Origin of the sequence: Aurantimonas sp. A2-1-M11, assembly GCF_036549475.1 — a bacterium.
In the GTDB taxonomy this organism is placed as follows: domain Bacteria; phylum Pseudomonadota; class Alphaproteobacteria; order Rhizobiales; family Rhizobiaceae; genus Aurantimonas.
The window spans coordinates 1-12,802 of sequence record NZ_JAZHLI010000086.1 but is presented as its reverse complement, the minus strand read 5'-3'; the positions used below and the strand labels follow the sequence as shown (position 1 = coordinate 12,802).

Below are 12,802 nucleotides of genomic sequence, written 5' to 3'. Positions count from 1 at the left end.
ATGACGGGTTGGCCAGCGGCCTGCGCGGCGATGACCTTCGAGTTGATGTGCTCGAACTGGGCGTCGCGGTCGGGATGCCTGGAGCCTTCGTCCGCCTTTCGGTTGGACTGGCGGGAGAACCCGAGCCCGACGAGCAGCTTGCGCACGCTGTTGGGGCTGATCGCGTGGCCCATGTCGGTGAGCGCCGCGACCAACTTGTCGAGGCTCTTCGACACCCATAGCAACGGGCGCTCCGGATCGCCCCGCGTCGCCGGCTCGACGAGGCGTTCGAGATCGGCGAGCAGCGTCGGATCGCGATCGGTCAGCGGCCGCGGACCGCCACCTTCGCGCCGGACGCGGCCATGCGGAAGCGGCGGTGCGTCGAGGTCTTTCAATCCGCGCCCGATCGTCGAGCGGGCGAGCCCGGTGATCGCCGAGACCGCCGCCAGCCCGCCCCGACCCGCCGCCCGCGCCTCGCTCGCGGCGAATACCCGCCGGCCCCGCTCGTCNCGATCGTCGAGCGGGCGAGCCCGGTGATCGCCGAGACCGCCGCCAGCCCGCCCCGACCCGCCGCCCGCGCCTCGCTCGCGGCGAATACCCGCCGGCCCCGCTCGTCTCGCTTCGAGCCGTCCGCCGCCCACCGCTGCTCTATTCCGTACCGGTCGACCATGCCACCATGGCTAATCCCCGCCGCTGCGACAGGGAATCGCATCCGGATGAGTCATACTGTCGCAGCCCAAACCCAACAGAACCGATTCAGTAGTGAATGCAGATGTCCTAAGCACGAAAGCGATCAAGCCGCTTTACAGCTTGGAGCCGGTTCCACCGTGCGCAGCAGTCGGCCGATATTGCCGATGACCTTGTCGCGGATATCCGGACGCCAGAGCGCGAAGGCGACGTTGGCCTCGATGAAGCCTTCCTTGGAGCCGCAGTCGAAGGTGCGTCCGGTGAAGTGATAGGCAGCGAAATCCTGCTGGTCGGCGAGCTTCAGCATGGCGTCGGTGAGCTGGATCTCGTTGCCCGCGCCGCGCTCCTGGGTCGCCAGGATATCAAAGATCTCCGGCTGGAGGATGTAGCGGCCCGAGATCGAGTAGTTGGAGGGCGCGTCCGCCGGCTTCGGCTTCTCCACCATGCCGGTGACGCGGAAGCCCTTGCCGACGTCCTCGCCCCTGCCGACAATGCCGTATTTGTGGGTCTCCTGCGGATCGCACTGCTCGACCGAGATGACGTTGCCGCCGGTGGCCTCGTAGAGCTCGACCATCTCCGACAGGCAGCCCTTCTCGGCCTGCATGATCATGTCCGGCAGGAGCAGGGCAAAGGGCTCGTTCCCGACGAGCTCGCGGGCACACCAGACGGCATGGCCGAGGCCGAGCGGCGCCTGCTGGCGGGTGAAGCTGGCGGTGCCGGGATGCGGCTGGAGATCGTCGAGGAGCTTCAGTTCGACGGTCTTGCCGCGTTCGGCGAGCGTCGCCGACAATTCGACCTGAATGTCGAAATAGTCCTCGATAACCGCCTTGTTGCGACCCGTGACGAAGACCAAATGTTCAATGCCGGCTTCGCATGCCTCGTCCACCACGTACTGGATGACCGGGCGGTCGACGATGGTCAGGATCTCCTTGGGGATCGCCTTCGTAGCAGGCAGGAACCGCGTGCCGAGGCCCGCAACCGGGAATACGGCCTTTCTGACTTTTCTCATCGTACGATCAACCTTTCTCAGTCGATACTCAAAGAGGAATGCCTCAACATTTCCATCTAACGGTACAGTCGTTACGCGTTTCCGACCACATGTTGTATTTCGAGTTTGCGACCGCCCCGATCCCGAACCTTGTGTCCCGCGTCGACTGTCTTTGATCCTGCGCCCGAAAGATGCGTTCGGCCTCGTTCCAGCGCCTCAACTTGATGTTCACCCACCCCTTGAGGATCTCGGCGCCGTAGCTCTTGCCATTGCGCGCCTCCCGCTGGTTCAGTGTCGCAAGCGCGCCGTTGTAGTCACCGGCCTCGAACTGCTGGTTGGCCTGTCGCATGAGCCGGTCGCCGCCACCGCCTCTGCTCCTGGCAGGCGCCGCAGCCCGGCGCGTGCCGCGAGCGGCGGGTGCCTGAGGCTGCGTCGGACGGTAGCTTGCTGTCCTTGCGGGCGGGACGTACTCCTCGATCTCGGCGAGCGAGGCGAACTCGTCGCCGTACTCGGCCTTGATCGCCTTCAGCCCCTTGGTGTCTTTGGTGCGGCTGGCGACCACCGCCATGCCGACCACACCCTCCTCGGTCGCTTCCCACTCGACCGACTTCGCGAACCACTCGCCGGCCTCCTCGGTCTCTTCTGCTGCCAGAAGATGCCATCCGAGCGTCTGGGCACCGAGCGCCGAGCGACTGTCCTCCACCACCTCGGTGTAGCGCCCAAGCTCGGCCGCGCCGAGTTCCTCGCCCTCCTCGGCACCGTTCAAACGCTCAGCTACCAACTCAATGTAGATCTTCGCCATCTCGGGCGAGCTGTCCCACTCGCGGTAGGCCAGCTCCTCCGCCGCCGCCAGGTCGTCGAGGTTGCGCAGCGAAAGGATGTAGCCTTCGAGGTGTTTGGGATCGTCGTCGACCTCGGATGCGAGGCTGAACCACTCCTTGGCGGCGTCGAACCGCAGGGCGTTGTAGTGGTACCAACCGAGCAGGCTGGTATCGTCCGCCGATCGCGTTGACCTGGCGTAGGTCTCGAACGCCTGGAGCTCGCTCGGCTCGATCCGCGAACGCTTGGTTCTCTTGGCAATCTCCTCGCCGATCCCGGCGCGCGTCTTCTGGTAGCGCAGGTCATCGAACTCGCGCGAGCCGTCCGGAAGCGTCTGCCCATAGGTGGCCAGCGCATCCACGCCGTTCTGCGGCAGCAGCAATGCCGCCTTCTGCATCGTGGCAAGGCGTTCGGCGGGGTTGCCGCAGGTGGTCAGGATGTAGCTGTACAGGTCGAAGGCCCGCGCCAGATCGTTGGTCCGAGCCAGCGCCTCGCCGACACGCCAGAGCACGTCAATCTCGGTGCATACAAGGATGCCGGGCCGTTCCTGCGCCGCGGCGAGCGTCGACTTCCAGTTGCCCGCATCGGAGCTCGCTCGAATGCGCATCCTGATGTCAGCGTCGTCCAGCTTCCCCGAAAGGTCCGCGGAAGGCCGATACTTGGGATCTTTCGCCTGATAGTCGGCGATGCGGGTGCGTGCCTCCTGCACGCGGCCCGCCGCCAGGAGATCCCACAGCGGCTGTTCGTTGACGCTGCTCTTCGGCGCGAACAGGTCCGCGGGCGGGTTCCAGGACGGGTAGAGAACCTTGAGCCGCCGGATCTCGGCACCGACGCGCTCGAGGTTGCGCTGGTCGGCGTAATACCGCAGGGCGCTCTCGTCGATCGCGTTGCCCTCGCCGGGCTTTGCGCCCTGTGCTGTCCCGCCGTCGATCGAGAAGGCCGGCGCGTTCGGTCGACCACCGACGACGCCGGGTTCGGTCTTGGGTACGGCAGGCAGTGCGAACGGGTTCGGTGCGGGAGCGGCGACGGGTTGTGCCTGCACGGCCGCAGGGGAAACGGCGAACGGATTTGCCAGGGTGGTGCCCGGCCTCGGTGCGGCCGACTGGACGGGCTGGATCGCCCCGCTCACGACCGGACCTCCGGATGGTGCGGCGAGGGAGCCACCCGTATCGAGGCCAGGATAGTAGCTTCGCAGCACCGCTTGCGTGCCGCTGGAAACGGTCGGGGCGCCGCCGAGGGAGACGGAGCCGGCGGTTGGCGACGGTTGTTCCGTCGACGAACCGAGGGACAGGCTCCCTCGCGTGCCGGAGTCCGATTCGGCGGCCATGGGAGCGATGAGCATAGCGCTGAGGAAGGTTGCGGACGCCAGCGCGCGGGTTCTCGTCAGAAGCATTTTGCATACCTTTCGGAGAGGGCCATGAGGCTCAGAATGTGCAGGGTGCTGGAATAGTAGGTCGACGGCTCGAACGCCTTGGCGCGGTCGACGGGTTCTGCGTCGCCGAGGCTGCATGAGACGACATCGTTGATGGCGTCGTAGCCGGGCGAGACCATCGGCTCGACGGGCGTATCGGCGGTGACGTCGAGGACGGCAAGGCCGCTCTCGCTCGTAGTCCACGGTCGCTGGAGGCTCCGGAGCAACGCGGGTTCGTCGCTCGTTTCCCAGGCAATGTAGAGGGGTATGCGGACCGCGTTGTAGCCGAAGGTCGGGGGGAAGGCTTCCGCCGGGCGGGGCGCTTCCCCCGCGAGCCCCGTCCAGTCCGACGGTATGCCCTCGGGCGTGGCTTTGATCGCGTGCAGGAGCTTCATTCCGCTCGATCGCAGATCCAGGGCCTTCAACTCGGGCATGGACTGCTCGAGTTCCGCGATCGCCGGGAACACCCAGTAGGACATGTTCACCACCGGGCCGTCGCCGCTGTTCTCGCTGGTGAAGCCCTCGACCCCTGGAAGCAGGACCTTGCCGTAGCGGCTGTCGGCAATCGTGAGCCGGACGACATCCTCGACGATGTCCCTCGCCTCCCGCAGGTGATCCTTCACGCCCCAAACCTTCCAGGCGCGAAGCAGGGCCCAGGCGATGAGAAGATCACCGTCGGTGGCGTTGTTCATGTCGGGGACGTGGGGGTTGGCGGCCGGATCCCATTTCCAGGCCGCGAGGCTGTCGTCGCGAACGAGGAGTTCGCGTTCGGTCCAGTTCCACAGCGTGTCGAAGCTTTGGCGGTCGCCGGCGGCGACCGCGATCAGCATACCGTAGCCCTGGCCCTCGCTGTGAGAGATCGAACCGTTCTCCCTGTCGATGATCCGGCCGTCGGCCGACATGTAGATGCTGCGGTAGAGCTGCCACGAACCCACGACGTAGTCGGCTGGCTGCACCTGGTGAATGTCGGCGGCCGCAGAAGCCGCGCGGGAGGGCTGCGGATCCATCAGGGATCCGAGCAGGCCAGCGAGAAAGCAAGGCGCAAGTAGCTTGTTCATCGATCCTTGTTCCCCACCTGGGACAGGAACAAGCGTGTCGAGATGCCCAGCAGCAGCGCGAGCAGGAGCAGGGCCACGACGTATTCCTGGAGATGGCGGGAGAGCCAACCGGCGAACACCAGACGCAGGTTCGAGAACGACCGCGCCTGCGTCTCGTAGAGCCGTTCGCCGTCACCGGCGTGAACGATCATCTGGCCATCGTCCTGAAGGATCGACACCGCGCCGCCGAGCTTCGACCAGTTGGCGGGCACCGTAATCTCCTGGACGCCCTGTGTCAGCGCAGCGGGGTCTGCCGCGGCGACGACCGTCCAGGCGTAGGGTCGGTCGCCGGGTGTCGCGGCCTGCGCCATCACCAGCCGGCTGCCGGGGTCTGGGGCGTGACGGCCACCGCTCGTGAAGGCATCGTTGTTCCAGAGTCCGGCACCGCCCGAGACCGCGGAGCGCACGAACCCGGTCACTCGGTCGCCGAGCTCCTCAAGCCGTGCAGGAATGTCCATCGGTGCGGCGAACGCCTCGGCGAGGGATGCCGCGCGAACGTTGGCCATCAAGTCGCCGGGCCGCTCCGGCCTCGTCGTAGGCGCCAGCATCTCCCCAGCTTCCGCTTCCGCGCTCAGGCGGGAAGGAACATCCAGTCCGACCTGGTCGAGCAGGCCGCGCGGAAGTTCGGAATAGGTGCCGACCGCCAGAAGGTTGCCGGAGGGCGCGACCGGAAGAGCGCCCGTGACCGTAACCGGCTGCACCGCGCCAGATGTCGCTGCGATCTGCGCGACGAGCGAAGCCGCGGCGTTGACGCCCGGTGCGTTGAGGCCCGTGGCATAAAGCGTCAGGCTGTCCCCGGTCCCGCCGCTATCCGCACCGCCGCCCGTCAGCCCGGCGATGTTGGGCAGATGGCCCATCTTGGCGACACGTGGTAGGCGCAACGTGGACGTGGAGCCGATCACGAAGCGGGGCGCAAGATTGTTCACCGAGGCGACAGGATCGCAAGCCTCGTCGCTGGCATTCAGGAGCGTCGCCTCGAAGGTCAGGCTGTTGCGCCCCGGTCGAAGAGTGCTCAGGGGTACCTTCAGATCCTGCTGCTCGATGCGGCCCTGCCTCGACGAACTGAGGGGCAGCGAGGCGACTTGTCGCCCGTTGGCCTGAACGACCAGCGAGGCGTCACGCCACAGCCCGGCGGCGTAGGCCGCGTCGAGGGTGATACGCGCAGCGTCGTAGTCCGCCGGATAAAAGTCGGCCGGAAGTTCGAAGCTCACCTCGGATCGGTAGAACCGACCAGCGAACTCGCGGACGTCAAGACCGAGCTCCGCCAGCGGGACGGGTGTCTGCGTGTCGATCTTGGTCGAGCGACCCGCCGACAGGGACTTGAGGCCGGACGCCGTTCCCGACGGCGCGGCCGACATTGCCGCCTGCACCAAGCCCTCGATTGTTCTGTCGATGTCTCCGGTTGTCTGAGCGCCGACCAACAGCGTCGCCCGTCCGCCGGCATCCGGCGGAACCAGGGTGACGTCGGGGAGGAGCGGGATTGCGACGGATGAGGAGCCGAGGCTTTCGGCAAGAGGAGCCGCGGCGACGACGATGTCCAGTCCCGGCCCGGCACCGCGCGCGTCGGAGACGGAAACCGACGGCCTTTGGATGCCGCCGAGCACCACCGCCGACTGAAGCACCGACATGGCCCGATCGAGATCCGCAGATGCACCGGACGTGTGTACGACGTTGATCGCGAAACGTTCGGTGCCCGTCCTGGCGACGGCCGGAAGATCGGCGAGAGAGGCGAGTTCAAGGCTGGGGACCCCGAAGTCGATGCCGCTCGATGACGGATCGATTTGCGTCCACAACTCGTACGTTCCGGCGATCGAGCAATCGACGCGGTGGTGCTGGTCGACGAGGATACGTACCCCGTTGTAGCCGGGCTGGAGAACCCCGGCCGGCAGGTCCATCGAGAGGTTGCCGCCGCTCGCGAGGCGCGTCTCCCCGACCGGCAGGTCGTTCACGAACACGCGCATCCTCGATGTCTCGGGCATGATCGAGACGGCGCTCTGGTAGCCAAGGACGAGGCGGGCCGCCTGCGCGGTCTCCGCCGCGGTGACGTAGAACGGATAGTCCCTCTGGACGCGCTCACCGGAGAAGGACAGCTCGGCGGCACCGGCGTTGAACCTGCGTAGCGTCGCCGAAGCGGTCTGGCGCGTGCGCGGCTCCGCTGGTGCGGCGACGGCGGTGGTCGAGGCGGCAGGCGACGTGCCCGTTCCGCCCGCGAAGGGATTGGCCGGCTGCGCGAGCGCGGTGCCGCCCATCGCTGCGAGGATGGCCGCCGAAAGGATGGTCCCGGAGAAGGTCATTAGTCGGTTCCCTAGGAGTTGAACGAAGCAGGGCGGACGGCCACCGGCGCCGCCATCGGGGTCGGGTCGCCGGCATCCTGCCGCTTTGCATCGCGGTCGAAGACGAGGTGATGGAATGCCCGCAGCGGGTAGCTCAGGCTCCAGCCTATGAAGGCGAGGCTCCCGCCGAGGATGCCGCGGCGAGTGCGCCGGGCCAGACGGAGGCCGCGGACCGGGGCAAGATCGGCCAGCATCAGGTCGGCGATGAGCGGATAATGGGAGATGCTCGCCCTGAACTTCAGTCCGAGTCCGAGGCCGTCGGACCCGCCGCCAAGGCTCTTGACGGAGACCGGCAGTGATCCGAGGTCCCGCGTTCCGTCCGGTGTCGAGACCAGAAGCCGCGCATCCTCGCGATCAAAGGTCTCGGGCAGCCTGCCAAGCACGGAGACTTTGGCTCCGCCCAGTGAGACGTCCTCGATCACCACCGGAACGGTCATTCCGGCTACGAAGAGCTCGCCCCCACGGACACTTGGCAGGCGCGGGGCTTCTCGCCGTTCCATGCGTTCCGTCACGACGCCGAGGGCCGCACCGGCGACGATCAGGTTCATGAGGTTCCACGCCCCGACCACCAGCAGCATGCCGCCGATCTCTGGCTCGGTCTGATAGCGGTAGATCGCAACGCCCATCGTAAACAACAGGACGCCGAAGATCGCGAAGTAGGGCCATGCGAGTTCCGACAGACGGTCGCGGTCCATCGTCTCGCCTTTCGCCGTCACGTTGAAGGTCGGTCGGCGCGGGTTGACCAGCACGCTGATAATCGCGCGGACCAGATAAACCGACTGGATATACTCGTAGAGGTCCGACACCCACGGCCAGCGCACCCGTCCGTAGAGATAGTTCCGGAGGAGTTCACCCGCGAAGAGGTAGGTGAGCGAGTAGGAAACGAACTCGTCGACCGAGGCGTCGAAGATCTTCATGTCGAACAGGATGAACAGCAGTGGCGACACAAGGAATATCAGGCGCACGAACGGAAAGAACCAGAACATCCCGCTCGAGAGGTAGCAGATGCGCTGCGCCAGGGTGAGACCCGAGCGGAAGGCGGGGTTCTTCAGGAGCAGGATCTGGATCATGCCGCGGCACCACCGCGAGCGCTGCCCGATGAAGCTCACGAGAGTCTCGGGCTGGAGTCCAGATACCATTGGACGATCGACGTAGAGGCTGTTCCAGCCGCGCGAGTGGAGATCGAGCGCGGTCTCGCAGTCCTCGGTGATCGAGACGCCGGAGAAGCCGCCGACCTGCTCGAGTGCCGAACGCCGGAGGACGGCCGCCGAGCCGCAAAAGAAGGCGGCGTTCCATTTGTCGAGGCCCTTCTGGATCGTGCCGTAGAACATCTCGTTCTCGGACGGCATCGAACGGAAGGTCGCGAGGTTCTTCTCCAGCGGGTCGGGATTGGAGAAGAAGTGCGGCGTCTGGACGAGGAAGAGCTTCGGATCGCGCTTGAAGAAGCCGACGGTCTCGCGCAGGAACTCCCGCGCCGGGGCGTGGTCGGCATCGAACACCACCACCAGCGACCCGACCGAGTTCAGGAGCCCGTTGTTGAGGTTGCCAGCTTTGGCGTGAACGTTCGCCGCTCTCGTCAGGTAGCTCACGCCGAGATCGCGGCAGAGGTCCTGCAACTCCTCGTGCCGCCTTTGGGCGGGTATCGAAATCTTCGGGTACGGTGAAAGGCGCTTCTCGTCGGTTCCGCCGTCATCGAGCAGGTACACGCGCAGCTTGTTCTGCGGATAGTCGAGCGCCTTCGCGGCCGCCAGCGTCAGCGCCAGGATGTCGCTGCTCTCATTGTAGGAAGGCACGAAGACGTCGACGCTTGGGAGCTCGTCGTCGGCGTACCGCGGCGCGGCAGACCGCTCGAGCGGGTCGACCGAAACGAAGAGGCTCATTGCCAGCATCAACAGGCAGAACATTTCCCCGGAGTAAAGAATGATCGCCGGAATGAAGTTGGTGAGATCGTCCGCCGAGGGAAGCGTTGATGTCGTCCGCCAATACGCGTAACGGAGCACAACCAGGCTGACGGCCGCCAGAAAGACGTATTTCCAGACGCCACTGAGGCGGAGAAAGTAAATCCCTAGAGCGGCCGCCAGAGCCGTTACGGCAATAAGCCATTGCGCTTCGACACTGACTGGCTGCTGAGCCAGCAGCAAGAATGCCAGAGCTATGACGAGCCAGACGGCGCCCAAAACGATCGCACGCATCGCATTCTCCGCAAATGAAATATTATGTCCGCAACTTTTCTGCCTTGCGGCGCACAATTCTTTATCTTCGCATTTGGGTCAAGGCGCTCGAAATTAAGAATAGATTAACCATTAATTATTAAACCTTTACCAAATGGGCTGAGGTATTGGTTTAAGCATGCGCACTTGGGCGCGATTCGGATCCAGCACCGCCGACGCGTGACGCCTATGCTATGCGCGCTACCAAGATGCATGGAGCGTCGCTCGGTGGACGAAGGCATCCGGCATTAACTCACCCCGCATCTATGCTGCGGGGAGTCCGCTCGTATTCGCGACCATGTAATATTCCGCATCTATCGTCAGACGGCCGCTGGCGGCGTTTCTAGAAGAGGGCGGTCCCCTGTGCTCAGGTAGAGCCGATCCTAGGCAGGGGGAGGAAAGAGCAGCATCCGTGCACCCCGTCGGCGCCCTCCCGCTAAAGCAATCATGGAAAGATCGCCGGACGAAGTCGCACTAAATTTGGCAATCAGAAATTATTTCTGACCACATCGGTCTTACTCTGCTGAAGCGGGGCGGTCCCCCTGAAGCGTTAATCGCTCAATCGACAAAGCTTATGGTTGCAGGTCTTGTCACGATCGACATGATGATGTTGCAGAGGTTATTGATTCGATAGAGGGCGGCGCATTGTGATGGAACCAGTTTACGACGAGCTCAAATTTCACTCGTCATTTTTGCCCTCATTACACCTTCTTAGCTTCTGTGATCAAAACAGCCGCCTAATCAGGGTACCCCTATCAGACCGGCGCCGCCGGATTGTTTACGCCGTGCCTTGGGGGAAACGACTGAATGCTTGTGGTCGTGGTCAGGTCGCTGAACTGCGCGGCTCGTCCTGCACCCGGGCCTATCACGACAGGCTCGTCGCCGGGCTATCTCAAAAAAACGACACCGCACTTCAGGAAGCTTGACGATGGCAGCAACGTTTCAGACCAATCCAGTCTCCCTCCATGAGCTTCTGAAGCCACGACGGTCGCATGCAGCTCCCCGACTTCCAGCGGAGCTGGGTCTGGGACGAGGATCGCATTAAGAGCTTGATTGCCTCGATCTCCCGGTCTTTTCCCGTCGGGGCACTTATGACGCTCAACACGGGCGGTCCGGTTAATTTCCAGCCACGGCCGATAGAGGGCGCCCCAGGGCAAATCGATCCGTCCCATGCTCAGGCGCTTCTGCTCGACGGGCAGCAGCGTACGACGTCGATGTACCAGGTGACGCTGCGCGGCGAGATCGTGAAGACGATGACAGCGAAGAAGAAGCCGGTTCAACGGTGGTTCTATCTCGATATCAACAAGTGTCTGGATCCGAGCGCCGATCGGGAAGAGGCCATTATCGCAGTGCCCCCCGACAGGATCGTGAAGTCAGACTTCGATCGGAAGATCGAACTCGACCTATCGAGCGAAACAAAGGAATTCGATGCCCTGATGTTTCCGCTCAGTCGGATCTTCGCTTGGAACGATTGGCAGATGCGTTTCATCACGCACGCCAACAGCAACGGTAGTTTCGCGGAGAAATGGCCGATACTTCAGAGGTTCTACTCTGAGATCGTGCAGAATTTCGAACAGTACCAGGTGCCGGTAATCGCTCTCGACAAGGAGACGTTGAAGGAAGCAGTGTGCACCGTCTTCGAGAAGGTGAACACGGGCGGCAAGGCACTCGACGCCTTCGAACTCGTGACGGCCATGAATTGCGCCGGGACTGGTACGGCAAAGGAGCCGAGAAACGCCGTCACCACAGGCTCATCGAAACGCTGCGACCCGGCAACCAGGCGCGAGGGATCGTCGCCGATGTCTCTAACACCGACTTCCTCCAGGCGATCGTGCTGTTCCATGCGCGTGATCGCCGGCGCGAGGCCGAGGCGGCCGGAAAACAGGGGAAGGACCTTCCCTCCGTCACGCCTAATCGGTCCGCGCTGCTCGAACTGCCGCTCGCTGCCTACCTCCAGTATCAAAGCCAGGTCGAAACCGGATTCGAGAAGGCAGCGCGATTTCTGCGTACGCAGAATATCTACCGAGTGTTCGACCTGCCCTACCAGTCGCAGCTCGTACCGCTCGCGGCCATTCTCGCGGATATCGGTGACGCCTGGGAGCACCAAGCGAACCGCAAGAAGCTGGTGGAATGGTACTGGTGCGGCGTTTTCGGTGAGCTCTATGGTTCTGCGGTCGAGAGCAGAATGGCACGCGACTTTCTCGAGGTCTCCCCATGGCTGAATGGTGGTCCGGAGCCATCGACGGTGAGGGATGCCGTGTTCAGAGCCGATCGGCTGAAGACGATGCGAATGCGGCTCTCTGCCGCATATAAGGGGGTGAATGCCCTACTGATGAATGAAGGCGCTCTCGACTGGAGGTCCGGTCAGTCATTCAATGACACCGTGTTCTTCGACGAGAATGTAGACATCCATCACATCTTTCCGAAGGACTGGTGCACAAGACAGGGCATCAAGGCGGATCGATACGACTCGATTATCAACAAGACGCCGCTAGCCTACCGAACTAATCGGATCATCGGCGGTTTCGCACCCACAGCCTATCTCGGCAAACTGGAAGCCGGCGGTGCTAACACGCCGCCGATCGTGCCGGGAGACCTCGACAGCTATCTGCGTACGCACCTCATCAATCCCGATCTGCTGCGTGCCGACGATTTCGAGAGCTTCATGCGGGATCGGCAGGAGCGGCTGCTGGCGATGATCGAAGGCACCATGGGCAAATCTGCCCATCGCGAGACGGCCAAGTTGCCCGACGATCCGGAGCCCGTCGTCGAGGAAGGTGACGATGAGAACGACGCGCTCGAGGCGGAACTCACGATGGAGGCAGCCGAATGACCGCGCCTAAGGAGTTTTCCCTGGCGCAGCGCGATCAGCAGACGGCCTTCTTCGAGGACACGCTGGCCGATGCCGCGCGCTTCGGCGATAGTCGCTACCGGCTCGACACGGCGAGCAAGGAGCTCAATCTCGCGCCGTCGCTGCGCCCCTCGGCCGCTGCGTATTTTGAACGGCACGGCGTCGCCTGGCACCGGCATGCCAACCACGCTCTGTCATCTCAGGTCTGCTGTCTCAATTTCCTGATGCCACTTGCCCAAAGGCCGGAGACGCTGGCGCGGCTCGTCCAGCAGGCGGTCGGTGGCTCCATGCCCAAAATGCTGCGCATCGAAGAATCATACCGGTCCGCGCTTGATCTGACTCGGTTGTGATTGTCTTGTTTTGGGTGAGCGTGATTCCCTGTTCCCGCCAATGGAGGGAACGAGCGATGGCCTTGAAAATAAACGAG

At 63.8% G+C, this 12,802-nt stretch carries 8 protein-coding genes and 1 pseudogene; 3 read left to right on the top strand and 6 right to left on the bottom strand.

The genetic code is table 11. The annotated features are described in order from the left end of the window. From VQ042_RS22535 to bcsA, 6 genes and pseudogenes are all read right to left on the bottom strand, one after another. Nucleotides 1-488 (bottom strand): annotated as a pseudogene (locus VQ042_RS22535) (ISAzo13-like element transposase-related protein); the annotation flags it as partial. Between the two features lie 284 nt (nt 489-772). Then, nucleotides 773-1,675: a UTP--glucose-1-phosphate uridylyltransferase GalU gene (gene galU / locus VQ042_RS22525; protein WP_331822538.1), complete on the bottom strand. Its 903-nt coding sequence runs from the start codon at nt 1,673-1,675 to the stop codon at nt 773-775. Nucleotides 1,676-1,718: 43 nt separating this feature from the next. Next, nucleotides 1,719-3,602 (bottom strand): hypothetical protein, encoded by a 1,884-nt coding sequence (locus VQ042_RS22520; RefSeq protein WP_331822537.1) that lies wholly within the window; start codon nt 3,600-3,602, stop codon nt 1,719-1,721. A gap of 254 nt (nt 3,603-3,856) precedes the next feature. After that, nucleotides 3,857-4,942: a glycosyl hydrolase family 8 gene (locus VQ042_RS22515; RefSeq protein ID WP_331822536.1), complete on the bottom strand. Its 1,086-nt coding sequence runs from the start codon at nt 4,940-4,942 to the stop codon at nt 3,857-3,859. Then, nucleotides 4,939-7,275 (bottom strand): cellulose biosynthesis cyclic di-GMP-binding regulatory protein BcsB, encoded by a 2,337-nt coding sequence (locus VQ042_RS22510; RefSeq protein WP_331822535.1) that lies wholly within the window; start codon nt 7,273-7,275, stop codon nt 4,939-4,941. The genes VQ042_RS22515 and VQ042_RS22510 overlap by 4 nt, the downstream gene beginning before the upstream one ends. An 11-nt stretch (nt 7,276-7,286) precedes the next feature. Further along, nucleotides 7,287-9,506, bottom strand: coding sequence for a UDP-forming cellulose synthase catalytic subunit (bcsA, locus tag VQ042_RS22505; protein ID WP_331822534.1), 2,220 nt, complete (start codon nt 9,504-9,506; stop codon nt 7,287-7,289). A gap of 1,010 nt (nt 9,507-10,516) precedes the next feature. On the opposite strand from bcsA, the gene VQ042_RS22500 reads away from it, so the two are divergent. The 3 genes from VQ042_RS22500 to VQ042_RS22490 are packed head-to-tail and all read left to right on the top strand — an operon-like array spanning nt 10,517 to nt 12,725. Beyond that, nucleotides 10,517-11,746, top strand: coding sequence for a DUF262 domain-containing protein (locus tag VQ042_RS22500; protein ID WP_331822533.1), 1,230 nt, complete (start codon nt 10,517-10,519; stop codon nt 11,744-11,746). Nucleotides 11,747-11,769: 23 nt separating this feature from the next. Continuing rightward, entirely contained in the window at nt 11,770-12,357 is a 588-nt protein-coding gene (locus tag VQ042_RS22495; RefSeq protein WP_331822532.1) for a hypothetical protein, read from the top strand. Then, nucleotides 12,354-12,725, top strand: a complete 372-nt coding sequence (locus VQ042_RS22490) for a PGN_0703 family putative restriction endonuclease (RefSeq protein ID WP_331822531.1) — start codon at nt 12,354-12,356, stop codon at nt 12,723-12,725. The genes VQ042_RS22495 and VQ042_RS22490 overlap by 4 nt, the downstream gene beginning before the upstream one ends. The last annotated feature ends 77 nt before the right edge of the window (nt 12,726-12,802 follow it).